The organism is Streptomyces sp. NPDC048248 (genome assembly GCF_043201875.1).
In the GTDB taxonomy this organism is placed as follows: domain Bacteria; phylum Actinomycetota; class Actinomycetes; order Streptomycetales; family Streptomycetaceae; genus Streptomyces.
This window is the reverse complement of record NZ_JBICZL010000009.1, coordinates 154,529-179,321: the sequence shown is the minus strand read 5'-3', so window position 1 is coordinate 179,321 and position 24,793 is coordinate 154,529. Positions and strand designations below refer to the sequence as shown.

At 73.8% G+C, this 24,793-nt stretch carries 14 protein-coding genes; 5 read left to right on the top strand and 9 right to left on the bottom strand.

Annotation, left to right across the window (positions count from 1 at the left end; all coding sequences use genetic code 11):
* Positions 1-15: 15 nt before the first annotated feature.
* Positions 16-1,857 carry a DUF5691 domain-containing protein gene (locus ACGFZW_RS21030; RefSeq protein WP_393894677.1) on the bottom strand — a complete coding sequence of 614 codons (1,842 nt, stop codon included), beginning with the start codon at positions 1,855-1,857 and terminating at the stop codon, positions 16-18.
* A gap of 93 nt (positions 1,858-1,950) precedes the next feature.
* Entirely contained in the window at positions 1,951-3,330 is a 1,380-nt protein-coding gene (locus ACGFZW_RS21025) for an SWIM zinc finger family protein (protein ID WP_393894676.1), read from the bottom strand.
* A 167-nt stretch (positions 3,331-3,497) separates the two neighbouring features.
* On the opposite strand from ACGFZW_RS21025, the gene ACGFZW_RS21020 reads away from it, so the two are divergent.
* The 5 genes from ACGFZW_RS21020 (at position 3,498) to ACGFZW_RS21000 (ending at position 11,607) form a co-directional block, all read left to right on the top strand.
* Complete coding sequence (locus tag ACGFZW_RS21020; protein ID WP_393894675.1) at positions 3,498-4,631, top strand: AAA family ATPase; 1,134 nt, start codon at positions 3,498-3,500, stop codon at positions 4,629-4,631.
* Positions 4,628-7,783 (top strand): DUF5682 family protein, encoded by a 3,156-nt coding sequence (locus ACGFZW_RS21015; RefSeq protein WP_393894674.1) that lies wholly within the window; start codon positions 4,628-4,630, stop codon positions 7,781-7,783. The genes ACGFZW_RS21020 and ACGFZW_RS21015 overlap by 4 nt, the downstream gene beginning before the upstream one ends.
* Entirely contained in the window at positions 7,780-9,120 is a 1,341-nt protein-coding gene (locus tag ACGFZW_RS21010) for a VWA domain-containing protein (RefSeq protein ID WP_393894673.1), read from the top strand. Before ACGFZW_RS21015 ends, ACGFZW_RS21010 begins: the two co-directional genes overlap by 4 nt.
* Before the next feature lie 147 nt (positions 9,121-9,267).
* Entirely contained in the window at positions 9,268-10,182 is a 915-nt protein-coding gene (locus ACGFZW_RS21005; protein WP_393894672.1) for a hypothetical protein, read from the top strand.
* 93 nt (positions 10,183-10,275) lie between these two features.
* Entirely contained in the window at positions 10,276-11,607 is a 1,332-nt protein-coding gene (locus ACGFZW_RS21000; protein ID WP_393894671.1) for a hypothetical protein, read from the top strand.
* Positions 11,608-12,072: 465 nt separating this feature from the next.
* On the opposite strand, the gene ACGFZW_RS20995 is transcribed toward ACGFZW_RS21000, so the two are convergent.
* The 7 genes from ACGFZW_RS20995 to ACGFZW_RS20965 all read right to left on the bottom strand — a co-directional run bounded on the left by ACGFZW_RS20995 (position 12,073) and on the right by ACGFZW_RS20965 (position 24,771).
* Entirely contained in the window at positions 12,073-12,993 is a 921-nt protein-coding gene (locus ACGFZW_RS20995; protein WP_393894670.1) for a peptidoglycan-binding protein, read from the bottom strand.
* Complete coding sequence (locus ACGFZW_RS20990) at positions 12,993-14,603, bottom strand: DUF6519 domain-containing protein (RefSeq protein ID WP_393894669.1); 1,611 nt, start codon at positions 14,601-14,603, stop codon at positions 12,993-12,995. The genes ACGFZW_RS20995 and ACGFZW_RS20990 overlap by 1 nt, the downstream gene beginning before the upstream one ends.
* Positions 14,604-14,717: 114 nt before the next feature.
* Entirely contained in the window at positions 14,718-16,964 is a 2,247-nt protein-coding gene (locus ACGFZW_RS20985; protein ID WP_393894668.1) for a hypothetical protein, read from the bottom strand.
* A 73-nt stretch (positions 16,965-17,037) separates the two neighbouring features.
* On the bottom strand, positions 17,038-20,847 hold the full coding sequence (locus ACGFZW_RS20980) for a putative baseplate assembly protein (RefSeq protein WP_393894667.1): 3,810 nt from the start codon (positions 20,845-20,847) through the stop codon (positions 17,038-17,040).
* The gene (locus ACGFZW_RS20975; RefSeq protein WP_393894666.1) at positions 20,844-24,047 is read right to left on the bottom strand and encodes a putative baseplate assembly protein; all 3,204 of its coding nucleotides are present in this window, start codon (positions 24,045-24,047) and stop codon (positions 20,844-20,846) included. Before ACGFZW_RS20975 ends, ACGFZW_RS20980 begins: the two co-directional genes overlap by 4 nt.
* Positions 24,044-24,430: a GPW/gp25 family protein gene (locus ACGFZW_RS20970; RefSeq protein ID WP_393894665.1), complete on the bottom strand. Its 387-nt coding sequence runs from the start codon at positions 24,428-24,430 to the stop codon at positions 24,044-24,046. Before ACGFZW_RS20970 ends, ACGFZW_RS20975 begins: the two co-directional genes overlap by 4 nt.
* Positions 24,427-24,771, bottom strand: a complete 345-nt coding sequence (locus ACGFZW_RS20965; protein ID WP_393894664.1) for a hypothetical protein — start codon at positions 24,769-24,771, stop codon at positions 24,427-24,429. Before ACGFZW_RS20965 ends, ACGFZW_RS20970 begins: the two co-directional genes overlap by 4 nt.
* Positions 24,772-24,793 lie beyond the last annotated feature (22 nt).

Below are 24,793 nucleotides of genomic sequence, written 5' to 3'. Positions count from 1 at the left end.
GCGTGTTGGGTCGGCCTAGTCGGTGTGTTCCGTGAGTGGGGCGTGGGTGTTGGGTGGCTGCTGGGGGTGCACAGGGGCGGTGGGGTGGCGGAGTTCCGCGTGCATGGTGGCGCGCAGGCGCAGGGTTCCTACCAAGCGCTGGAACGCCTCGGACCAGTAGCCCCCGGAGCCGGGCGAGGCGCCTTCCGGCTCGTCCGTGAGCGCGGTGAGCTTGTCGAGGTGGTCCGCAGCCGCCGGGTCCAGGCAGCGTTCCGCCAGGCCCATCACCCCGCTGAAGCTCCAGGGGTAGCTGCCCGCGTCCCGGGCGATGTCCAGCGCGTCCACGACCGACCGGCCCAACGGCTCGGACCAGGGCACCCCGCACACGCCGAGCAGCCGGAACGCCTCCGAGAGGCCGTGTGCCGCGATGAACTCCGCCACCCAGCCGGCGCGTTCGTCCTCCGGCAGCACGGTGAGCAGCTTCGCCAGATCGCGGGAAGAGCCGCTCGGTGAGACCTCGGCGGCCTGCGACGGAGCCGCGGGGGCGCCCAGCAGCGCCCGCGCCCAGTCGGCGTTCCGCTGGCGCACGGCGGCGCGGCACCACGCGTCGTGCAGCTCCGTACGCCAGTCGTCGGCCACCGGCAGCGCGACTACCGCCGCCGGGTCCAGGCCGCCGAAGCGTTCGCGCCAGCCGTCGAGGGGCGCCGCCTCCACCAACTGGCCCAGCCACCAGGAGCGTTCGCCGCGCCCGGACGGCGGTTTGGCGGCCACGCCGTCCCGCTGCATGCCGGCGTCGCACTCGTGCGGAGCCTCGACGTGGATGGCCGGGCCGACCGGTTCCGGCGTGGTGCCCGTAGGAGGGCTGGGAGTTCCGGCCGGGGCTGCCAGCCGGTCCAGGCTGACGCAGGTGCGGGCGCGCTGTGCCATCCGGGCCGCCAGTGCGGAGCCGGGCAGCGCGGACAGCAACTCGGCGGCCGTCGCACGAACGTTACGGCTGCGGTCGGACAGCGCTTGTTCAAGGAACGGCTCGTCGCCCGCCGAAAGGCCCTCGCGCAAGGAGTCCAGGAACATCAGCCGGTCCTCGGCCCGCTCGGTGCCCCAGGTCGAGGCGAGCAGGTCGAGACCCGCCTGCGGGTCGCGGCGGCGCAGCGCCGTCAGCACCGCGACCCGCTCCGCGAACAGGCCCTCTTCCCACAGTGCCCGGACGCTCTCCGGGTCCTCGGCGCCGGGCAACGCGGGGCCGCCGATGCCGCGGAGGGCGTACTTCCAGTCGTCGTTGAACCGCGCCAGCCACAGGGCGCGCGGCCCGGCCAGGGAGAGGGCGGCGGACCGCAGATCCGTCCGGGCGCGGGCGGCGTCGAGCAGCGCGGGCAGCAGCGCCTCGGGGGCGCGGTAGCCGAGCTCGCCTGCTGCGGCGAGCCACTGGGGCAGCAGTTCGGTGAGATCGGGCGCCGGGCCGCGCCGACTGCCGCCTGCGCCGCCGCGGTCGGCGAGCAGCAGGGAGAGCCTGCGCCGGGCGGCGGTCGGCAGTGGGGGGCGGGGGTCGGCGGGGGCCGGGACGGGTCGCTCACCGGCCGGTGCGGGGCGCAGCGCGGCGCGGCGGCGCACCGTGCTCACCGCGGCGGCGTCGAGCAGAGCGGTGGCACTTCCCTGGCCGGGCCGTATGGCAACCGGGGGGTCGCGCCGCTCCGTACCGAGCAGCGCGGCGCTGACCAAGTCGGACCAGGCGGCGTGGGAGGCCCCGGCGGGGGAGGCGGTCCCGGTCGCTCCCTCAGGTGCGCCCAGATGCTCGGGCGACGGGCCGTTGGTCGGTTGCGCGCGGGCGTCGCCGGTCGCACCGGACGGTGTGGTGGTCAGGGGGCTGCGGGTGCTTGGCATGGCGTTCCTCCAGGGGTGGGGCGGCGCGCGGGAGAAGGCGGCGTCACGGCAGGGCCGGGACGGGGCGCACGGGCACGGTCATGGGGGGCACGGTCACAGGGACACCGGGGACGTGTCCCCGTCGGTGGCCGTGCCCCAGGCGGTGAGCGGCAGGAAACCGCGGTGCCCGCATTCCCCGAAGACGGTGATCGGAGCGCCACCGGACAGGGAGGCCAGCTGCCACAGGCCCGTACGGCCCACGAAGCGCGGGTCGAGCGGGAGCGCCGACTCGCCATCTGCGTCGGCCAGTTGCCAGCCGGAGCCCTCGCGCCCCGGTATCGGGGTGACGTCCGCGAGCACCACCGGCCAGGAGTCGAGCCAGGGGTCGTCGCGCAGCGCGTCGCCGTACGAGGCGAGGGCGGCGTCGATGCCGTTGCCCGGTGGGACCGGGCCTGGCGTCGCCGGGGCGAGCCGTTCACCCAGGGTGGCGCGCAGCGGGCGGGCGCCCGGGTAGTAGGCCAGCTCGGCGTCGAGGACGAGGCCGGGCGGGAGGGCCGTTTCCAGGGGCCGGTGAGCGCCGCCGAAGGAGAGGTGCAGGGCCATGCGTCCGGTGCGCTCGCCACGCAGGAAGATCCGGCGGGCGACCAGCTTGCCGTCGTCGGAGTCCTGTTGGGCCAGCACCAGCCAGCGGTCGCGGACCGTGGTCGCGTCGGGGCCGGTCAGCAGGTCCGCCGCTTCCGTGGTCAGTCCGACGCGGGAGCGCACCGTCGCCGCGAGCGGGGCGGGCAGTCGCTCGATCCCCAGGAAGCTCCGGTCGAGGAGGTGGAGCAGCGCACACTCCTCCAGCAGCCGGGCGGGCCAGTCGGGGCCGGAGGCCGCGACCGACCCCAACTCGCGCACCCGAGCGGCGAGTCCGGGCGCCTGGGCGTCCACCATGCGGGCGGCCGTCTCGTCCCAGGAGCCGTAGCCGGCACGGTCGGCCGCGGCCAGGCCGGTATGCAGCAGGTCCTCCAGTCGCTGCTCCAGCTCCGAGGCGCCGGCGCCGATCCGCTGCAGCCGGCGCTCGGCGCGCCGCCTGGCGGCCTCCGGATCGGCCGGTGCACGCGAGGCACCGCCGCCTTCGCCGCGTGCCTCGGCGGACCGCTCGGCGCGCGCCCGCCGCCCGGCCAGCCATTCATCCGCCCACTGCGGCGGATCCCCGACCGCCACCACGTCGTCACCGCCGGCCCAGAGCAGCAGCAGCCCCAACGCGTGCTTGCACGGGAACTTGCGACTCGGGCAGCTGCACTTGAAGGCCGGCCCTGTGATGTCGATGACCGCTTCGTAGGGCTTCTTTCCACTGCCCTTGCACTGCCCCCACACCGCGCCCCCGGCCGCCCCCGCCTCCGACCACGGACCGGGCGCCGCGAGCTTGCCGCCCGCCTTGCGTGATGCCTCGTCAGGTGCCAGTGCGAGCACCTGATCCGCCGTCCAGCGTTCCCCCTGCGAATTCATGTCCTCGAAGCTACGACCCCCCACTGACAACGACCGCAAGTCGAGGTGAAGTGGCAGGTCACAGGCGGTATTTCGGGCGTTGTCAGTGGGGTGGTGCAGGCTTGGTTCTGCAAGCGGCCGACGGGATTTCGGGGTGCCGGCCGCACATCTTGCGACGAGGGGGAGCGATGTACGCGAACAGCGCAGGGACGACGGATGACACGGCAGCGACGGCAGGTCCCGGAGAGGCGCTGCGGCCGCACGCGGAGGACACTTTCGCGGCGGAACTGAAGGCCCTCGCGGCGGCCGACGACCGGCCACGGCCGGAGCGCTGGCGACTCTCGCCCTGGGCGGTCGCGACCTACCTGCTCGGCGGCACGCTCGCCGACGGCACTCTCATCACACCGAAGTACGTCGGCCCGCGCCGGATCGTCGAGGTCGCCGTGACGACCCTCGCGACGGACCGCGCCCTGCTGCTGCTCGGGGTGCCCGGCACGGCGAAGACCTGGGTCTCCGAGCATCTGGCGGCGGCCGTCAGCGGCGATTCCACCCTGCTCGTGCAGGGCACCGCGGGCACCCCCGAAGAGGCGATCCGCTACGGCTGGAACTACGCCCAGCTGCTCGCCAACGGCCCCAGCCGTGAGGCGCTGGTGCCCAGCCCGGTGATGCGCGCGATGGCGCAGGGCATGACCGCGCGGGTCGAGGAGCTGACCCGCATCCCGGCCGACGTCCAGGACACACTCATCACCGTCCTGTCGGAGAAGACCCTGCCCATCCCCGAGCTGGGGCAAGAGGTGCAGGCCGTCCGCGGCTTCAACCTGATCGCCACCGCCAACGACCGCGACCGCGGCGTCAATGAGCTCTCCAGCGCGCTCCGCCGCCGCTTCAACACCGTCGTCCTGCCCCTGCCCGCGACGCCGGACGAAGAGGTGGACATCGTCTCGCGCCGGGTCGAGCAGATCGGCCGCTCGCTGGACCTGCCGGCCGCGCCCGAGGGCATGGACGAGATCCGCCGGGTCGTGACGGTCTTCCGTGAGCTGCGCGACGGCATCACCGCCGACGGCCGCACCAAGCTCAAGTCGCCCTCCGGCACCCTGTCCACGGCCGAGGCCATCTCGGTGGTGACCAACGGTCTGGCCCTGGCGGCTCACTTCGGGGACGGCGTGCTGCGTTCCGGAGATGTGGCCGCCGGCATCCTGGGCGCGGTCGTCCGTGATCCGGCAGCGGACCGCGTCGTCTGGCAGGAGTACCTGGAGGCGGTCGTGCGCGAGCGCGACGGCTGGAAGGACTTCTACCGCGCCTGCCGTGAGGCGAGCGCATGACCGGGGGACGCGAGGCCGCCCCGGAGCGGGCGGCCGAGAAGCCCTCGTCCGGCGGTGAGCCGGTGCTGCTCGGGGTGCGGCACCACGGCCCGGGCTCCGCGCGGGCCGTGCGGGCGGCACTGGAGCAGTGCGCGCCCCGCGCCGTACTGATCGAAGGGCCGCCCGAGGCAGACGAGTTGGTGCCGCTTGCGGCGCAGGACGGTATGCGGCCGCCCGTCGCGCTGCTCGCCCATGTGCTGGACGATCCGGGCCGGGCGGCGTTCTGGCCGCTGGCCGAGTTCTCCCCGGAGTGGGTGGCACTGCGTTGGGCCCTGGAGCACGGCGTCCCGGTCCGCTTCATCGACCTGCCGGCGGCGCACTCCCTGGCCATGGCCGAGGAAGAGCGCCCCGAAGAGGGCGAGAGGGCTGAGGGGCACGGGAGGCCCGGGGCGCCGGAGGGACCGGGGAGGCCCGAAGAGCCGGCGAAGGCGGAAGCGGCGGCGAAGGACGGGCGCCCAGGAGAGGCTCCGGGGCGCCCGGGAGCGCCCGAGCCGGACGACAGCGATCCGGACAGCCCCGCCGACGTACGCGTCGATCCGCTCCGTGTGCTGGCCAGGGCCGCGGGCTACGACGACCCCGAGCGCTGGTGGGAGGACGTCGTCGAGCACCGCGGGACGAGCGGGCCGGAGGCCGACGCGCTCGCGCCCTTCCACGCACTGGCCGAGGCGATGGCCGCGCTCCGCGAGGTGTACGGCGACGGCGGGCACGACCGCGACCCGGTGCGCGAAGCCCATATGCGGCTCCGGCTGCGGGCCGCGCGCAAGGAGTTCGGGGACGACATCGCCGTGGTGTGCGGGGCTTGGCACGTACCGGCGCTGGCACGCCGCAGCACCGTGACCGCCGACCGGGCACTGCTCAAGGGCCTGCCGAAGGCCAAGGCGGCGCTGACCTGGGTGCCGTGGACACACCGGCGGCTCTCCCGCCGCAGCGGCTACGGCGCCGGTATCGCCTCGCCCGGTTGGTACGGCCACCTCTTCAATGCCCCCGACCGCCCCATCGAGCGCTGGATGACCAAGGTCGCGGGCCTGCTGCGGGAGGAGGACTACGCCGTCTCCTCCGCGCATGTCATCGAGGCCGTACGGCTCGCCGAGGGACTGGCCACGGTGCGCGGTCGGCCGCTGGCGGGGCTGGCCGAGACGGACGACGCGATCCGGGCCGTCATGGGCGACGGCTCCGAGGCGCCGTCCTCCCTCATCCACGACCGGCTGGTGGTCGGTGACGTGCTCGGCGAGGTGCCGGAGGACGCACCCGCCGTCCCGCTGGAACGGGACATCGCCCGCATCCGGCGGGCGCTGCGCCTCAAGCCGGAGGCGCTGGAGCGGGAGATGGAGCTGGATCTGCGGAAGGAGACGGACGCCGGGCGCAGCCGGCTGCTGCACCGGCTGCGGTTGCTCGGCATCCCCTGGGGTGAGCCGATCCGCTCCCGCGGCAGCACCGGCACCTTCCGGGAGACCTGGCGGCTTCGTTGGGAGCCCGAGCTGTCCGTGCGGGTCGCCGAGGCCGGCATCTGGGGCACGACCGTGCTCTCCGCCGCCACCGCCAGGGCCGCGTCCGACGCGGTGGGCGCCGGCGATCTGGCCGCGGTGACGGCGCTGGCCGAGCAGTGCCTGCTCGCCGAACTCCCCGACGCCCTGCCGGTGGTGATGCGGGTCCTCTCGGACCGTGCCGCCCTGGATGCGGACGTCGGCCATCTCGCCCAGGCGCTGCCCGCCCTCGTGCGGTCGGTGCGGTACGGCGACGTGCGCGGCACGGACGGTGCGGCGCTCCGTGAGGTGGCCATGGGCCTGGCCGAGCGCGTCTTCGTCGGACTGCCTCCGGCGTGCGCGGGGCTGGACGCGGACGGAGCGTCGGAAATGCGCGGCCATCTCGACGCCACCCAGCGGGCCGTCGCCCTCCTCGGCCGATTCGAGGCCGATGCCGCCCCGGCTTCCGATGCGGCTGCCGGGTCGGCGACGGACGCAGCTGCCGAACGGACTGCAGAACGGGCTGCCGGGTCGGCGACGGGCTCGATACCCGAGCCCGCCACCGGCCGGGGCTCGGGACCGGCTTCCGGGTCGGTTCCTGGACCGACCTCAGGGGAGGGTCCCGGAGGGGCTTCCTCCCCCGATCCTGGGCCGGCTTCCGTAACGGCAGGCGGACCAGCCTCGCAACCGGACCGTGGGTCGACCGTGACTGCACCGGCCGGGTCCGCGCCGACCGGCACTGCGCCGGCCGGCCCCGCTCCAGGCGGGGGCGGGCAGGGCTCGGCGACCGGCGCGGTCGGGGGCACGGGGCTGCGGGCGCGGTGGGCAGGGGTGCTGCGGGCGGTATCGGGGCGGGACGCCGTTCCCGGGCTGATCCGGGGGCGAGCGGCCCGACTGCTGCTCGACGAGGGTCAGTTGGGCGAGGGCGGCGCGGAGCAGCTTATGGGCTTGGCTCTGTCGCCCGGTACTCCGCCCGCGGACGCCGCGGGGTGGATCGAAGGCTTCGTCGGTGGCGGGGACGGCGGCATGCTCCTGGTCCACGACGAACGGCTGCTCGCGCTGGTGGACGGGTGGCTGAAGCGGGTGCCGGGTGCCGCCTTCACGGACGTACTGCCGCTGCTGCGGAGGACGTTCGCTGAGTACGAAGCGGGGGTCCGCCGCACGCTCGGTGAGCTGGTCCGGCGTGGTCCCACAACCGGCCCCCGCCGTCCTGCCGACACCGGCGAGGAGGCGGCGGCCCCGGGCTTCGGCCCCGGCCTGGACCGTGACCGCGCCGCGGCCGTCCTCCCCACCCTGCGCCTGCTGCTGGGCCTCGAGGAACCGGGCTTCGGTGAGCCGGGCCTTGGCGAGCCGGGCACCAGCGAGCCGGGCCTCGGCGGGGCGGAGCTCGACCGGCACGGCTTCTGGCCGGGGAGCGGTGGGAGTGCGTTCGGTGAAGGGTCGTGGGAACAGCGCGGTACAGGCAATGACCGCAACCCGGACGAGCCACAGCCGGCGGACGCAGCGAGCACGGCAGGCACGGGAGGAAGGGCAAGCACGGCCGGACCGACAGCTGCGACAAGCACGGCAGGACCGACAGGCGGACCGACCGGCACGGCACACGCAGCATTCGGCAGACGAGACAACGAGCACGCGGGGGCGGCCGGATGACGACTAGCAAGACCCACACGACGGCGGCCGGAACGACGGCGGCCGGAACGACGGCGCCCGGATCGACGGAGACCGTCGCGACGGCGGCCGGAACGACGGCGACCGCGGCCGGATCGACGGAGCCCGCCGCGACCGCGGCCCCCGACGCCTCCGAGCCCCCCGCCTCCGGTGTCGTCCTCTCAGAGGAGGAGCGGTTGCGGCGTTGGCGGTTGGTGCTCGGTGGGGGAGAGGCGGACGGTACGGGGTGCGCGTTGCAGGGACGGGACGTCGAGATGGATGGTGCGCTCGCCTCGCTCTACGGACGCGGCAAGGGCGAGCAAGGGGCGGGCGGCAGGCAGCGTTCGGCGGGGCTCGGGGCGTCGGCGCCCGCGGTGGCGCGCTGGCTCGGGGACATCCGTACGTACTTCCCCTCCTCCGTCGTGCAGGTCATGCAGCGGGACGCGATCGACCGGCTCGGCCTGTCCGCGCTGCTGCTGGAGCCGGAGATGCTGGAGGCCGTAGAGGCGGATGTGCACCTGGTGGGCACCCTGCTCTCGCTCAACAAGGTCATGCCGGAGACGACCAAGGAGACCGCTCGCGCCGTCGTCCGCAAGGTCGTCGAGCAACTGGAGAAACGGCTCGCGACCCGCACCCGGGCCACCCTCACCGGCGCGCTGGACCGTTCCGCACGGATCAGCCGGCCACGCCACCGTGACATCGACTGGGACCGCACGATCCGGGCCAACCTGAAGAACTACCTCCCCGAGTACCGCACCGTCGTGCCCGAGCGGTTGATCGGATACGGCCGGGCCGCGCAGTCGGTGAAGAAGGAAGTGGTGCTCTGCATCGACCAGTCCGGCTCGATGGCCGCCTCCGTCGTCTACGCCTCGGTCTTCGGCGCGGTGTTGGCCTCCTTGCGGGCCATCGACACCCGCCTGGTCGTCTTCGACACCGCGGTGGTCGATCTGACGGACCAGATCGACGACCCCGTCGATGTCCTCTTCGGCACCCAGCTCGGCGGAGGCACGGACATCAACCGCGCGCTCGCCTACTGCCAGTCCCGGATCACCCGGCCCGCCGAGACCGTCGTCGTGCTCATCAGCGACCTCTACGAGGGCGGTATCCGCAACGAGATGCTCAAGCGCGTCGCCGCGATGAAGGCGTCCGGGGTGCAGTTCGTGACGCTGCTCGCACTCTCCGACGAGGGAGCGCCCGCCTACGACCGTGACCACGCCGCGGCCCTCGGTGCCCTGGGCGCACCTGCGTTCGCGTGCACACCCGACCTCTTTCCGGAGGTGATGGCGGCCGCGCTGGAGAAACGGCCGCTGCCCATACCGGACATGGCGGAGCAACGGTGACAGGAACGCCGGCAGGACTTGCGCGGCACCTGGCTCGTCGTGCAAGTATCAGCACCATCGCTCGATCCATCGCTTGATCGCCCGTGACGCGAGTGACACCGAGGCCGTACGCCCGAGTGTCCCCGTCCGACTGGGAAGGTCCCCTCCGTGTCCGCTGTGTCCGTGCTGCCTGCCGCCGTGCGCTTGCCGCGCTCGGTGGCCGTGCGGCGCGCACTGCTCGCGGGGCTCTTCCTGGTGGGCTTCGTCGCCCTCGGCTTCGCCTTCGGCCCCGGCGCCCACGCCGAAGACCGCACGGCGACGCGGGACCTCCCCGGGGCTACAGCCCCGGTCGAGGGCCGGGCCGTCGATGAGAGCGCATCCCTCTCGACCGGGGCTCCTGCCACGGGCGAGACGTCCACCCCGGCCCGGGCCGCCACCCGGGGCGGGGCGACGGACCGACTGTCCCGCTCCGAGACCGAGTTCGCGCAGCACCGCGAGACCGCCCGGACGGAGGTGGCGGCGCACAAGGACGCCGCGGACGGCGCGCTCGCCGAAGCCGTGCGGCCCGCCGCCGAGCAGGCCGCCCGGGCCACCGACCCGGTCGCCGCGCCGGTGGCCGGTGTCGTGGGCGAGCTGCGGGAAACGGCCGATCCGGAGCTGCCCGTTCAGCTTCCGACCTGCGAAACCCCCGGTCAGCCCGGCGGTGTCGGTAACCCCGGCCAGGGCAGCGCCCCGTACGGCGAGCAGTCGGCCGGTTCGCGGGCCGATGGGGTAGCCGGTTCCGCCGCGCAGGCGTACGCCGATGCGGCCCACGGCCTGCGCACCCCGGCTGATCAGGCCCGTCCCGCCGTGCAGGAACAGCGGGACCAGGGGCCCCACGGCCTGCCGGGGCAGCTCCCGCAGAGCCCCGTGGCGCCGTCCCCGCACACCGCGGGCGATGGCCACAGTCCCCGTGGTGGGGACCAGAACGCCGTATCGACGGCGGATTCCCCGCGCTTCCGGCTGCTGCCGGGTGGCGTGCGCACGGCCGATGGCGCTCCGACGCGTCGGCGTGCCGAAGAAATCCTCGAATTCCCGGGCTAGGGCAGACCGCTCCGCGTCTGTAACCGACCTGCCGCGCGGGGGCGGGACAGGTCTGCCCGTCAACACCCTCTGAATTCGAAGGACTTCCTCATCATGCGCACCAACATTCGCCGTTCCATCGTTGTCGCCGCCGCTGCCACGGGTCTGTGGGCCCTGGGTTCCGTCACCGCGAACGCGGCCGAGCTGCCCGTCAGCCCGGATCTGTCGGCCACCGACACGGTGACGGACGCCGCGAAGCGGCTGCCCGCCGGTGACCTGGCCGGTACCGCGGAGGAGACCGTGGGCGGGGCCGCCGACAAGGCGACCGGTGCCGTCGACGGCGCGTCGACGGACGCTCTGCCCACCGGCGCACTGCCCGCCGCCCCGCAGCTGCCCTCGGCCGACCGCCTCGGCTCCCTGACCGGCGCGCCGGCCGGTGCGCAGGACCTGCGGAAGGCCGCCGACCTGAAGAAGGCCAAGCACGCTGCCAAGGCCGCCAAGGCCGAGAAGGCGGCGAAGGCCGCCCTGAAGCGGGCCGGCAAGCTGACGGACGGCAAGCTGCCCGCCGTCCCGTCGCTGCCCGCCACCCCGGGCCTGCCGTCCGCCGGTCTGCCCGCCGCCCCGAAGCTGCCCGCGACGCCTGAGGTGCCCAAGGCTCCCGCGCTGCCGAAGGCTCCCGGCTCGGTCGAGAACCTGCTCGCCGGTCTCGCCGGTGCCGGTGTCCGCCCCGAGCAGCTGACGGGCCCGGCCCAGGGTGGCCTGAGCACCGTCCGTCCGGCTGTCGACAAGGCGGCCGCCGATGTGCTGCCGCCCGTCGCCCGCCGTGTCGTCGTCAAGGTGGTGCCCGTCGCCCAGGGGACCGTCGGTGGTGCAGGTCAGCTCGTCGGTGACGCCGCTGCCCACACCACCCCCTTCGTGACCACCGTCGGTGGCCGCGCGCAGGTGTTCGTGCAGGGTGTGACGGCGGATGCCACTCCGTACGTGCAGGGTGTGGCTGCGGATGCGGTTCCGTTCGTGCAGGGCGTGGCTGCGGATGCCGCCCCGTTCGCGCAGGGTGTCGCCGCTGATGCCGCTCCCTTCGCACAGGGGCTGGTCACCGTTGTGGTGACCGACGCGCAGGGCGTCGCCGCCACCGCTGCCACCGGCGCGCAGGACCTGGCGCCTGCTCAGGTGCCCGCGCACCTGACCGACCTCACCGCCCTCCCGGCCGTGCCCGCCACGCCCGCCGTCCCGGCCAACCTGACCGACGTCACCGCCCTCCCGGCCACCCCGGCCCTCCCGGCCGTGCCCGCGGCCCCCGCCGTCCCGGCCCACCTGGTGGCTCTCCCGGCCGTGCCCGCCGACCTGACCGACGCCGCCAACATCCCGGCTCTCCCGGTCCTCCCGGCCGTCCCGAGCCGTCCGGCCCTGCCGACCCTGCCGGCCCTCCCGGTCCAGGGCGTCTGAGACCGAGCCCGCGGGCACCGGTCGGGTAGGGCGCGGCTGTCAGCCGTGGCGCCCCGGACGGTGACCTTCCATCAGCCGTAGCTCCTCGGGCGGTCACCTTCCGTCCGGCGAGCCCCGGCCGTACCACCGGCAGTACCGGAACGCTCCAGGTCGGGCCGACCCCACGCGGGGCCGGCCGACCGGCTGCGGCGGCAGCCATCCGGGACGCTCACGCTTCGATGCGGAGTCCCGCGGAGTCCGGTCATGCCGTACACCCATGAACAGCCGGGCGGTCCTCTGTGGGGGAGGACCGCCCGGCCTTGTGTTTTCCCGGAGCCGGAGCCGGAGCCGGAGCCGGGGCCGGGACCGGCCGGGACGGGCAGGGCTCCCCCGCGGAGGTCCGCCCGACCCGGCTGGTCCCCCCCCGAGCGGCCCGATCGGCTGGTCCGACCGGTCCGGCTCGTCCTCCCGGTCCGCCGGTGCCCGCTAGGAGTGCGGCACCTGCAGCCGGTCCCAACTGACCCTGCCCGGTACCCCGTCCGCGTCCCGGCCGGAGAAACCGAGCTTGCGCTGCCAGGCCGCGTACGACTTGCGGTCCGCCTCGGTCCACTCAGGGCCGGGGCCGCTCCTGTAATGACCGCAGTCCTCCGCGACCAGCCGCTTGCCCATGGCCGTGATCACCGCGCTGCGTGCGCCCGCGTGGAAGAAGCCGCTGCCGGGGAACGGCTCGTACGGCGGGTGCTGCGGCTTCGGCGGCGGCGGGGAGCCTGCGGTGTCCTCGCCCTTGCCGCCCGGATCGGCGCTGCCTTCCGCGGCCTTTGCCAACCGCTTCTTGATGCGCCCACGCATCGAGTCCATGGTGAAGCCGCGCGGGTCGACCTTCCCCGGCTGCCACTCCTTGTGGCCGATCACCGAGCGCTCGGTCCAGTCGTGCGCCCGGCAGATCGCTGCCGAGACCTTCTCGATCGCGAGCTTCTGCGCCTCCGGCCACGGGTCCTTTCCGTCACCGAGGTTGATGCACTCGAAGCCGTAGAAATGGCGGTTGCCGTCGGTGTCGGCGGAGTTGTCGTTCGGCAGCTCGGACTCATTGATCACCGCCCGCAGGACATCGCGGTCGCCGAGCCCCGCGTGGTTGGCGCGGCCGTTGCCGACGAGGTGGATCTCGCCCTTCTTGTCGATCACGCCGTGGCACAGCGGGCCCGGCAGATTCGAGTGCCCGTCGTAGCAGAGGTCCACCGAGCCGGCGGTGCCCGAGGTGACGGTGTGGTGGATCATCACGCCGTTCACCGGGCCCCACGGGCCCTTGGAGTTGCGGTTGTGCGTGCGCCAGTTGCGGACCTCGTGCACGACCAGGCCCTCGTCGCGCAGGGCCTTGAGCAGCCGGGTCGCGGTCAGCGGAGTGGCCATCAGCCAGCACCTCCCTCGTCCGCCGCCGCCTCGGCGGCGGCGGTCGTCTGGGACCTGCTGACCGCGGGGCCCGCGGCCTCGGTCGCCGTCGGGGCGCCGTCCGTCTCCTCCGCCCGCGCCTCGGCCTCGGCGGCGAGCGCCGCCTCGTCCGCGGCCGGAATGCCAGCGGACAGCGGCCGGAAGGCCAGCCGCAGGTCGGGGGCGGCCTGTTCACCTTGTACCCACGCCAGCGGCGCGTAGTGCACCTCGATGCCCGCGGGTGCCTGCAGCAGCGGCCGGCGGGCCGGGTCCGTCGGCCACTCGACGCCGCCGGTGGCGGTACGGGCCGGGATCAGCCAGAAGTCGCCGGTGCGGTAGGTGCCGCCGGCCGCGAAGTACACCTCGACGCCGTCCTCCAGCGGCAGCCAGCGGCCCTCCTCGATGCGCAGCGCGCCGTGCCGGAGTCCGCCGGTCCGCGAGCTGTCCTTGGTCCGGCGGGCGCTCTCGTGGTGGTCCCAGCGGCGCAGGAAGGGGTGCAGCTCGGGGCGTCGTCCGACGCCCGGTACCGGCTCGTCCGAGAGCCGTACCCGCCGCCCCGGGAGGTCGAGCTCCTCCACCCGCAGCAGCGGCTCCGCCTCGCCCCGGCTGGTGTACGCGGTGTCCACGAACTCGACCCGGTCGCCGACGTTCAGGTCCAGCTTGTCGTCGCTGCCCAGCGTGGCCAGTTCCACCCAGGTGCCGTCCAGGGCGTCGACCGGGAAGGTCACCGAGCCGTTCTCCCGTGACCATTTGAAGGTGGCGTCCTTCGAGGTGCCCGCTTCGTGCACCTCGACCCGGTAGAGCTGGTTCTCCGGCCCCCGGTAGCGGGCGTCCGGCATGACCAGGCACGGCTCGTCGTCGGCCTGGTCGGGGCGTTCGCTGCGCGCCGCGAGCCGGGAGGCCGGGGTGCCGGCCTTCTTCGCCCAGCGTGCGAACGCCGCGCGCACGTCGTCGACCGGCGGGCTGTCGTCCTCCAGGTCCAGCTCGGAGGCGGGCAGCGGCAGCACCTGCCACACCACCTTGGTGCGGGCCGCGGTGTCCGGCATGGCCGAGCCCAGCGCGACCTCGCGCAGCGCCGGGTCCTCGGCAGCGGTGACGGTGCGCTCCCACACCTTGAGGTAGGCCAGGTACGGGAACCGGGTGGGCAGCCGGTCACCGGGCCTCTCGGGGTCCCGGAAGCCGTCGGGCTGGTCCCAGTACGTCCAGGTGGCGGGTGTGGCGGCGGGCTCGTCATCATCCGCGCCCGCGCCGTCCTTGCCGCCCGCTTCGGCGGCGCCGTCCGCGGGCACCGGCACGCCGGGCTCCGGGCGGGTCGCGTCGCACAGGATGCCGTCCACGTAGTAGCGGCCGCCGCTGATGATCAAGTCGTCCAGCTCTCGGCTGCCGCCCTGCATCTCGATCTTGAAGCCGGTGGCGCCGCGCGGCCCGCCGTGCTGCCCGATCAGGTCGGCGGCGAGGGTCCTGGCCTGGAACAGCTGGATCGCGGTCTGCTCATTGGCGTCCGCGTCCAGCTGGACGCGGCCCTGCTGGGCGACGACCGCGGAGTAGTGACGCTCCGGCCGGTGGGTGATGCGGGAGAGATCGGCGTGCATGGAAGGGGTCCCCCTCGTACGGGATGCTCAGAAGGTCGGGAGTCGGGTGGTCGCGGGCGGTGGGCGGATCGGGTCCTCCGGGCGGGGAGTTCACCTCACGAACGAATCGGTGCGTCACGTCACGAACACGATTCCGGCGTCGGTGCCGGCGGGTGTGTACTCGGCGAGCCTGGCCCGCAGGCTGTCCTCGCGTTGTGGCTGGTAGAGGTCGTGCCAGGCGCCCATCTCCGCGCCGTCCTCCGCCCCGCGCCGGATCTCATCGGCGCAGCCGTCCGCCAACTGCGCGTATTCCGGCGTTCCGTAGCGCTCGCTGCGCAGCAGCGGCCGCACCCGGGCGGCTCCCCCACTCTCGGCTCCGCCCGAGCGGGAGGTACCCCCATCCGGGCCCGCCAGGTCGGGTTGGCAGCGGTAGCGGCGCGGGGTGCGCGAGCCCGGCGGGACGTAGGAGAACCGGACGCAGCCGATGCCCCGCCGGGCGACATGCATCCGCCCGGTGAAGATGCTGTTCTCGGCGATCTGCACGGCGTGGGTGTGCACCTCTCCGATGACGGTGCTGCGGTGCGCGTGCAGCACGGCGTGCGAATGCCGGCAGTCCGGCGCGGACAGCGCCTCGCGGTCGTGCCCGGTGGCGTCCAGGATGCTGTCGCGCAGGTGGATCGGCAGCGGATCGGTGCTCACCTCCTCGCCGATCACCTCGATGGTGCCGAGGATGCTGCGGTCGATCTCGACGCAGGCGGTGGTGCGGTCCAGGACCAGGCTCGGCTCCTCGGGGGACGCCGGGTCGCACTCGGGCTCCAGCGACCAGCCCGGCACCAGCGTGCAGTGCCGCAGCACCAGTGCGCCCATGGGCCCGCTGACGTGCAGTCCCCGGCCGGTGACCAGCAGCCCGTCGAGCACCATCCGCGGCCGCTCGCCCGGCGGGCAGTCGCCGTCCGCCGAATCGGCCGTCCTGGCACGGATGTTGAGCGCGTCGGGCCGGTTGCTGTACCAGTCGAGGAGCCGGATGACGGGCCTGGTGCCTTCGGCGGCGCGCAGCTCCAGCCGGTCGCCCGGGTCCAGGTCGAAGTCCAGCTGCTCCTGGTAGGCCCCGCTGTGGGTGATCTCGATGAGGCCGTCGGGGCCGCAGCGCCCGGCCCGGCGGTCGTGCTGCCACGCCCCGTACGCGTCCATGATCCGCTGGTAGGTCTGGCCGGGCCCGACGCGGTAGACCGCCGTGTCCGGTGGCGGCGCGTGGCGTTCGCGGTCCGCACGGTCCTCGCGAAGGTACTCGCCGCCGCCCAGGTCGTCCGCGAACGCGTAGTGGTAGTCCACCCACACGCCCTGCCGCGGCGCGGACCGCGAGCCGAAGGCCATCCGACCCAGCTCCGGGTCGACGGCGACCTGGCCGTGCTTGGGCCGGTAGCGCCAGTCGCTGAGGTCGGCGACGACGACGTCGGACAGCGGGATCGGGGTGTCGTGGCCGTCCCGCCGGATGGTGAAGCTCTTGCCGGGGCCGTAGTAGTCCGCGAGCCGGTCGTGCAGCTGGCGGCGCCGGATCGCGGCCGGCACGTTGTCGATGGCCGCGATGTGCGTCGCGGACGGCTCCGGCTCCGGCCGGGTCACCAGCGGGGTGTCGTTGCCCAGGATCGAGAAGGTGTAGAGGTGGCGGGCCCGGTCGATGCAGTACGCGGGAGCGTGCGTCACCGCGTACGGCTTCAGCCTCCAGACGAAGAGACCGACGCCGGCCGGGGTGTAACCGCCCTGCGTACGGCGGGAGTTGACGCTGCGCACATCGACCGACCTGGCGACGGTCCCGAACGGGCCGCCCGCCAGGTCGAGCGCCGAGCTGTCCCGCAGGTCCACCAGCCGCCCGCGCCCGCGCCGCCGCGCGTTGCCGGCCTCGGTGCCGGACCCGTACAGCTTCACCGGCTGCTGGTGTGCCACCAGCCGGGAGAACTCCACGGCCCTGGCCGGCCAGCCCGCGACGCCCTCGGACAGCTCCTCCAACAGTGCGAGGGTGCCCTTGCGTCGGCGGTTGCCGACGGTGGCCGCCACGTCCCGGCGCGGCGCCAGCGCCTCGGCGAGCCGCCGCCGCGAGGAGTCCGGCAGTCCGCCGTCCCGCAGCCCGGTCGCCAGTACCCGTTCGTAGCCGGGCAGCGGCCGGTAGCCCACCAGGTCGCCGAGGTAGGGCAGCACCCACTCGGCGGCGCTCTCCACGAACCAGTCGTCGTACTGCTGGGCGACGCCGTCGCGCACCAGATCCACCTGCTCGGCGATCACCGCCAGCAGTGCCCGCAGGGGTTCCCCGGCCTCCGCGTCGCGCAGCCGGTGCCACTGCGGCAGCAGCTCCGCGAGTCCGTCCGGCTCCCTCGTCGCACTCATGCCGCCACCTCGCTTCGCTCGGCCCCGCATGCGCGAGGCGTGCACCTCCCGATGATCCACTCATGACGTTCGCTCATCGGGTTACCTCCGTGAGGATCAGCGTGTCCGCGACCTGCGGTGAGAACAGGGCGAGTTGGGCAGGGCGGATACCGCGGAAGACGCAGACCGCGCGGCCCTTGTCCAGCGGACGGGTGTCGGTGATGTCGGGATTCAGGCGGAGGAGTTCGGCCAGCGCGATGCCGTGGCGCGCGGCGACGGCGAACAGGGTCTCTCCGTCGTCCTCGGTCACCACGTGGACCTGTTCGTCATAGGTGGCGAGCCGGGACGGCACCGTGGTGGGGGGCGGTTCGGTGAACCGGTCCGCGAGCCCGGCCAGTTCGTCCGGAGTGACGGAGGCCGGGACGCCGGTGAAGACATCGACGTCCACATGGTCGACGCCGGGCACCGCCTGCGCGGTGGCCAATACCTCGGAGAGGCGGGCCGGCTGGCCCAACTCCCGTCCCGAATAGCCGAGTTCCGTCAGCAGGGCCCGTCGGACCCGTGGTTCGACCAGCGGCCAGGAGTGGTCCGCCGTCACCTTGATCTTCGCCATGAGGAGCAGCAGCACCGGCTCGCGTACGTCCACCCGGACCGGCAGCCGGGCGTCGCCGTACTCCGCGAGCGAGGAGCGCAGCGCCCGCAGCACCTCGGCGTCCTCGCCGAGCGGGGTGTCGTCCACCCCGGCCACGGTCAGATGCAGGACCTTGCGCCGCCCGTCGTGGAGTTCACGTGCCGAGGCCCTGCCGATGCCCGCCCGGGAGCGCGCGAAGTCCTCGTAGTCGCGCAGCGAGACCAGCCGGTCCAGCGCGGAGACCGCGAGCGGGACGGTGCGGCGCGTCAGGCCGGGGCCGTCGGCGTCCGCGCCGCCGGTCGCCGGCTGCGGGTTGGTGACGCCGGTGACGCCCAGCGGCCGGGTGATGGCCTGGGTAATGCGGTGCGCCTTGACGTTGGCGGCGTGCCCGGTGCCGAAGCGGTAGCGGGCACGGACGTTCTCGTGTCCGGTGGGCAGCCGGGCGCCGTGCGTGCCGTCGCCGAAGGTCACCGTCGTACGGCCTCCCCCGCTCTCGGCTCCGCTCGACCGGGAGGTGCCACCGGCCGCTGCGCCGAGCACGTACACCCGCTCGCGCGGGCCGCGCCCTGCCAGGCTGTCGACCGGGTGCCACAGCAGCCCGTCGACCCGGATCTCCAGCTCGGGCGTGGCGCCCAGAGCGTTGTCCGCGGGCAGCCAGGTCAGCGGGGACTGCCACAGCGCAAACGTCTGGTTCGCGCGGTTCGCGTCGCCGCTGCCCAGTGGCTCGTCACGGAACTCGCCGTGGGTGGCGGCCACGACGTTGCCCTGGACGCGGACGGTGTCGCGGCGGTAGCGGTAGGCGAGGTCGGCGGTGAGGGTGAGCGTCGTATGGACGTGATCGCCCGGCAGTGCGGGATCGAGGCGCTGGTCGACGGCGGCGATCACCGCAAGTTCGGTGCCCCGGACCCCGGCCGAGCCCGGGATGTCGGTGCGCTCGCCGGAGACGATGAGGTGCCGGCCGGGCAGCAGCCCGTCGTGGAGACGGTCCAGTTCGAGTTCGTTGCCGTGCACGTCCTCGCCCAGCGGCTCGTCCGCCATCCGCAGCGGCTGCCCGCCCGCGTGCACGGTGGTGTCGCGGATCGCCGAGAGCGTCACGTCGTGCTCGTCCAGCCAGGGGTCGGCCAGGGTCAGTTCGGTGCCGCGGCCGGTGATGCCGTAGTTGGTGTACGCGGCGGTGCGCACGGCCTTGACGCGGGTCGTGACGAACGCCAGCTTCTTGTCGCCCGGGATGCCGTCCGGGCCCTCCGCGCCCTTGCGGGGGCGCTGGATGGCGACCCAGCTGCCGACCGTGATGCCGTCCTGGGCCGACTCCAGGGCCAGCACATAGCGGTTGGCGGGCGCCGGGACCGTCGCGATGCCGATCTCGACGGACGGCGGTTCGCTGCCCGGGGCGCGGCGCACGGTCACCTCGTACTCGCCGTGCCTGATCTGCTGCTTGTCGCCCGGGGCGAGGTGCCATTCCTTCGTCTCGCCGTTGTGGATCGCGACCTGGATCTTTCCTTCGTCGTCCGGCCGGGACACGAACAGGCTGCGCTCGGGCAGGCCCGAGAGCAGCCGGGCGGTGATCCCGGCCTCCTGCGAGTCGGTCGGACGACGGCCCAGCCAGCTCAGGTCGTGGTCCTGGGCCACGCGGGTGGACAGCTCCACGCGCCCCGGGCCGAAGTCGAAGGCGGCGTCGGACGGCAGGTTCTCGGTCCGCTGTACCGAACTGCCGGTCTCGGTGTGCTGGAACTCCGCCTTCACCGGCACCCGGCCGGCCGTGTCGAACAGGATTCGCACGCTGGACAGGATGCCCCCGGTCAGCGGCCAGTCGGACTGCCGGATGACGCGGCCCTTGTCGTCCTGCACGGGCTTGAGCGGAGCGGTCGACCCGAAGGGGGCGGCCGTCACCCGCATCGCAAGCAGCGCGCGCAGCGCGGCGGGCACCTCGGGCGCGGCCTGCCGCCACGCCGCGTACATCCCGTCGGCCAGTCGCGGATCCAGCGCGGACAGCAGCCGCGCGGTCAGGTCGGAGCCGGGCGCGAACAGCCTGCCCGGGTCACGCGAGACGGCCCGCGCGCCGGACGGCGGACGGACCACGCTGGTGCGCAGCGCGGGCAGTACGGCACCGAGCGCCCGCAGCGCGGGGGAGGGCTCCGCCCCCGCCGCCTTCGGCTTGGCCGGTACGCTCCGCACGGGTTCCAAGTCCCGCGCACGCTCGCGGAGTTCACCGACCACGGCCGCCAGCTGCTCGAACCAGGCCGACACCTCTTCGTACGCCTCGGCCAGCACCTGCGCCTCGACCAGCCGCTCGTGCGGGGCGACGAGCCGCTCGGCGAGGGCCGCGGGCGTCTTGATGCCGTCGAGGTCCTTGCGGAGCGGCGCCAGTACCTGCGCGTCGAAGGTGGCGATCAGTTTGCTCACCGGACGCGGGTTGGGCGTCTGCGGGGTGGGCGGCCCGGGCTCGTCCGGGTAGTCGGGATCCCCGCCGTCCTCCGGCTCGGTGATCCACTGCCGCAGCTCCACCACCAGCTCCTTCAGGGTGGGCGGCGCGGACTGCGGGAGCTCGACGGCGGTGATGTCCTCCTCCCGGTCCGTGCGCACCTTCGCGACGGGCAGCAGCAGCTGCTTGTTCCCGAAGTCGAAGAGCAGCTGGTCACCGGTCTGCAGTGAAGTGGAGGTGCCGGAGACGTACAGCTCCGAGCGCTTCGCCAGATCCTCGGCCGTGATCAGAGCGGGCCGGCGCCTGCGCACCTTCAGCTCGTTCCACGCCCAGCGGGCCGTGAGGTCCTCGCTCGTCTCGAAGGTCTGCGACTCCTCGCCGGTGGCGGCGGGCACGCTGTGGCTCCGCGCGCCCCGCGGGATGACCACCGGCAGGTCCTCGGCGCGCGGGTCCTTGTCCAGGGTGTACGCGAGGTGCGTGTCGGCGGCGACGCCCGGCCGCGGCCGGTGGCCCACCAGCCGGCCGAGCAGGGCCAGTGACCGGTGTTCGTTGGCGGTCCGCAGATAGCCCTCGTCCGCGATCCGCTCGGAGTGGAACGTCAGCACGTCACCGAGGACCGCCCAGGCGTCGAGCAGGCCGATCGCCGGGTCGTCCGGGGTACGCACGGTCAGGCCGCGCAGCGCCGGGTAGGCGGGCGACGCGAGCCGGTCCAGCATCCCGGCCAGGAACGAGCCGTAGTCGCCGACGCGGTGTTCCAGGGCCGTGCGGCCCGGCGGGTTGTAGAGGGCGTCGGGGGCGCGGCGCTCATCGCTCGTGCCGCCCCCGCAGCCGCATCCGCAGGTAGCGCTCATCGGGCACCCCCGAGCTCGATGACCAGCCGGCCGTTCTCGGGCCGGTCCGGGTCGTTGTCACACACGGCGATCTCCAGCGGGCCGAGCCGCAGCACACCGTCCTCCAGTGCTCTGTTGTCGATGTGGTCGGCGTTGTCCGTGCGGTCCTGGGAGAAGAGCCGCTGCAGCCGGGTCACCCGTACGCTCCGCACGCCGGGCACCGCCGCGGCCACCGCGACCAGCCGGGACAGCCGCACCGGCTCGCCGAACGACAGCGCGTCCGGGTGGAAGAAGCCGAGCCGGCCGCCGGACAGCCGCCGGCTGCTCAGCACCCGCGTCAACTCCGCCAGGATCTGGCCGTGTTGGTGACCGGGCGCGGCGCACACCTCGATCTCGATGTCCAGCGGCACCGTGCGGGCCGGCTCGACCACCAGGTCGTGTCCGATCCGCCGGTAGCTCTCCAGCGCGTATGCGACGGAGTCCAGCAGCTGCGGGCCCGGCTCGCCGGACCCGGTCGCGTCGACGGCGACATGCGCCTCCTGGAAGCTGCCGGTCCAGCGGATCTCCGCCGCGGCCCGCTGCACCCCGGGCAGCACCGAGGCGAGCTCGGCGTAGTCCGCCGCGGTCACCGCGCGCAGCCGCGTCCGCTTGAGGTCCAGCGGAGCGAGCTGGCGGACCTGCTCGATCGGCTCCGGCTCGGCGCCGCCGGTCGCGGGCAGCGGGTTGCGTACGCCCGCCACCGGCATCGGCTCGCCGGCGTCCGACAGCCGTGGAGCACGGCTGAGCACCAGATGGTTGATCGCCTCGGCGCCGACGTTGCCCGCCGTGCCGCCACCCAGCCGGTAGTGCAGCGTCAGGCGGCTGCCGGGCACCGGACGGGCGCCGTACCTGCCGTCACCGAAGCGCAGCGCGATCCGGCCGTCGTCCTCCAGCTCGCCCACGAAATGCCGGTCGCGGGGGTCGCTCCCGAGCAGGTCACGGCGCGGGACCCAGGTGTCTTCCCCGTCCCGCAGACGTACGGCAGGGAGCGCGGCCCGTGGATCGGGCAGCAGAGCGGACGCCGGGCCGTGCAGCACCGGCTCGTCCGGGTGCAGCCCCACCGCGTACGCGGGGCCCCAGGTGTGCGTGATCTCCCACGCGATCCGGCCGTCCAGCACCGTACCCGCGCGGGCCCGCGCGGTCAGCACGTCCAGCCGGCGCAGCTTCGTGCTCAGCAGCCGGTCGCAGCGGTGCAGCAGCTCACGCAGCGCCCGCACGGGGTGGTGGCGCAGCTCCAGCCGTTCCAGGACCTTGAGGCCGAAGACCACCGTCAGCTCGGCGATCTCCTGATCCGACAGCCCGTCGTGGTCGCGGGCGCTGCGCCACAGCTCCACCAGCCGCGCCCGCACCCGCTCCCGGATGCCGGCCAGCCTTGTCGCCTGCCCGGCCGCGACCTGCGCGGGCTGCGGGAAGGCAACGGTCTGGGCGACGGGGGAGCGGTGCAGGACGGGGCGGAAGCGTGGCGTGATGCCGGGGTAGACGGACTGCGCAAGCAGCGTGCGCAACGCCTCGGCCTGCGCGTAGGCCGTACCCGGTACGACCTTCTCGCGCCGCTGCCCGGCAAGCTCCAGGCCGAGCCCGGCCCGAACGGTCTCCGCCTCACCGACGACCGTGAACAGCTCACGGACGTCGTCCGCGGTCAGCGCCTGATGGCAAGTGGTCTTCTTCAGCAGCGCGTTGATGGTGCGAGCGGTGGCGTTGCCGCCGTCCTTGACGTCGTCGCAGCCGTAGGCGGGCGGCTCGCAGGATCCGGCCACAGCCGGCACGGGCGGCACGGTCAGCGTCTCCGGAACGCCCTTCGGGCACTCCCCGAAGGTCAGCGACCTCCCGTGGTCGACGAGCGCCACATTGCCGCGCGCGACGCTCACATCTTCCACCGGTCGGCAGTCGCTGCCGCACCGCGTGGACAGGCACAGCGCGAATGTCAGCGCGTCCTCCGGCGCCCAGGTCACCTCCAGCACCGGCTGGTTGTCGAGCTGGTCGACAGCAGGGGTCACGGAGGTCAGCCGGACGGCCTGGCGGTGGCTCGGGTCCTGGTCGCCGGGCGTACCCGTACGCGGCCCCTTCACTTCCTCGAAGAGCAGCAGGTCACCGGGGGAGAGCTGCAACGAGCGAGCCTCGCACGCCTCGTCGGTCCACTCGTCCCGCAACGTCGCCGAGGTCGCGCCCTTCGGCAGCGCGCACACCTCGTCGCCCCAGGTCCACAGCCGGATGACGTTGTGCTCGGGGCGCAGGCGGAGCGGTGCGTCCCAGACCGGCTCGAAGACCGCGACGGAGCCGCGTTCGTCCAGCACGGCCAGATCCCGGTCGTCGATGACGGTGCCGACCTCCGGCCGGTCGTGCGGCCCGTACGTACGGACATCGACGGCGGCGAAGCGGAACTCGCCCGGCAGCAGATCCAGTTCCTCGGTGGCCTCGACGGCGACGAAGGCCCGCGCGCTGCACCCGTCATGCATCGGATAGTCGATGAGCCGTACGTGACGGCGTACCGACACCCGTCGGCGCGCGGTGTCGAGATACGCCTCCGTCGCCACCGCGTCCTGCTGGTAACTGATCTGGTCGGCCGTGTACGCCAGCATCTCGACCAGCGTCATCCCCAGGTCGGCGGGATTGCGCTCGACCCAGTCGGGGGTGGTCAGCCGCATCCGGTCCAGGACCAGTTGCCGCAGCGTGTCGTAGTCGCGCGCGGTGTAGTCGATGACCGGGGCGGGCCGGAAGGTGTCCGGGCAGTCGGCGCCGGTCTCGTCGACGCAGTCGAAGGGGCTCGGGCAATCGGCCCGGAAACGGAACTCGGCACCGGAATACCGCTGGTCGAAGCCCTCGTACGGCTCGGTGCCCGGCCGCCCGTACGGGTCGGTGGTGACCAGGGAGAGACGGTAGGTGGAGGTATCGCCGGTCCGGTCGAGGACCACATGCAGCCGGTCGTCGAGCTCGGGATCCTCCTCCCGCTCGACCGACACCTCCAGAGCCTCCAGGCCGGTGATCCGCCGCCCGCCGTCGATGCGTACGTTCTCCGGGCACAGCCCGTGGGGCGCCTTGCCCAGGAAGGTGACGGTCAGCGTCACCCCGTCGTCGGCGACCTCGACCGCGTCGATGCCGTTCAGCCGCGCGGCCCTGATGCGCCCACGCCGCTGGTCGGTACGGCACACCAGCTCACCGCTGATGAGCTGCTGCTCACTCATATCTCGCCCCGTCCCTCGAACACTTCATCGCGCCGGCTCGCGGTGGAGCGCACCACATAGCGCAGATGGACCCGTACGACGTTGTCCTCGCTCACCACGTCCAGCGACTCGACCTCGATGAGGTCCCCCAGCCAGCGCTGCAACGACGCCTGAACGGAGAGCTCCACGGCCGACGCCAGCTCCGGACTGTTCGGCGTGAAGACCAGATCCAGCAGCCCGCAGCCGAAGTCCGGCCGCATGACACGCTCACCAGGACTGGTGAACAGCAACTGCTCGATCAGATCCCGCACATGCTCATCGTGATCCGCATGCGCGGTCCGTCCCCGCCGGTCGACCCGGAACGGGAACGCCACTTCGGTACGTATTTTCTTCGCAGCCCTCATCGGCTGGACACCCCCTGGTGGACGGGCGCCACGACCGGCGGGCCCTGCGGCACCAGCCCGGCGCTGAAACACATCGCCGCCGAGGTGTCCAGCAGGACCGGCACCCCGTCGATCCGTACCTCGTCGCGGCCGCCGGCCGGCGTCCAGCGCACGCTGGTGCACGGCTGCGGCCGGCCGCCGACGGAGTGTGGGCAGCCGCTGACCGTGAAGAGGTCGGCGGCGGTGGCCACGGGCACACCGTCGACGCGTACGCCCGTGCCGGCGGCCGCGGTGGACACCGCGCGGCCGCCGTGCGGGCAGCTGATCACGGCACCCCCGTGGACGAGATTCCCGGTCACCACGTCTCTTGCTCCCCCGTCTTCG

Bases quoted from the DNA above. Each gene is read 5' to 3' on its own strand.
- ACGFZW_RS20980 (WP_393894667.1), bottom strand. From the start codon at position 20,847: ATGAGCGCTACCTGCGGATGCGGCTGCGGGGGCGGCACGAGCGATGAG.
- ACGFZW_RS20985 (WP_393894668.1), bottom strand. From the start codon at position 16,964: ATGAGTGCGACGAGGGAGCCGGACGGACTCGCGGAGCTGCTGCCGCAG.
- ACGFZW_RS20970 (WP_393894665.1), bottom strand. From the start codon at position 24,430: ATGAGGGCTGCGAAGAAAATACGTACCGAAGTGGCGTTCCCGTTCCGG.
- ACGFZW_RS21030 (WP_393894677.1), bottom strand. From the start codon at position 1,857: ATGCCAAGCACCCGCAGCCCCCTGACCACCACACCGTCCGGTGCGACC.
- ACGFZW_RS21015 (WP_393894674.1), top strand. From the start codon at position 4,628: ATGACCGGGGGACGCGAGGCCGCCCCGGAGCGGGCGGCCGAGAAGCCC.
- ACGFZW_RS21010 (WP_393894673.1), top strand. From the start codon at position 7,780: ATGACGACTAGCAAGACCCACACGACGGCGGCCGGAACGACGGCGGCC.
- ACGFZW_RS21020 (WP_393894675.1), top strand. From the start codon at position 3,498: ATGTACGCGAACAGCGCAGGGACGACGGATGACACGGCAGCGACGGCA.
- ACGFZW_RS21000 (WP_393894671.1), top strand. From the start codon at position 10,276: ATGCGCACCAACATTCGCCGTTCCATCGTTGTCGCCGCCGCTGCCACG.
- ACGFZW_RS20975 (WP_393894666.1), bottom strand. From the start codon at position 24,047: ATGAGTGAGCAGCAGCTCATCAGCGGTGAGCTGGTGTGCCGTACCGAC.
- ACGFZW_RS20995 (WP_393894670.1), bottom strand. From the start codon at position 12,993: ATGGCCACTCCGCTGACCGCGACCCGGCTGCTCAAGGCCCTGCGCGAC.
- ACGFZW_RS21025 (WP_393894676.1), bottom strand. From the start codon at position 3,330: ATGAATTCGCAGGGGGAACGCTGGACGGCGGATCAGGTGCTCGCACTG.
- ACGFZW_RS20990 (WP_393894669.1), bottom strand. From the start codon at position 14,603: ATGCACGCCGATCTCTCCCGCATCACCCACCGGCCGGAGCGTCACTAC.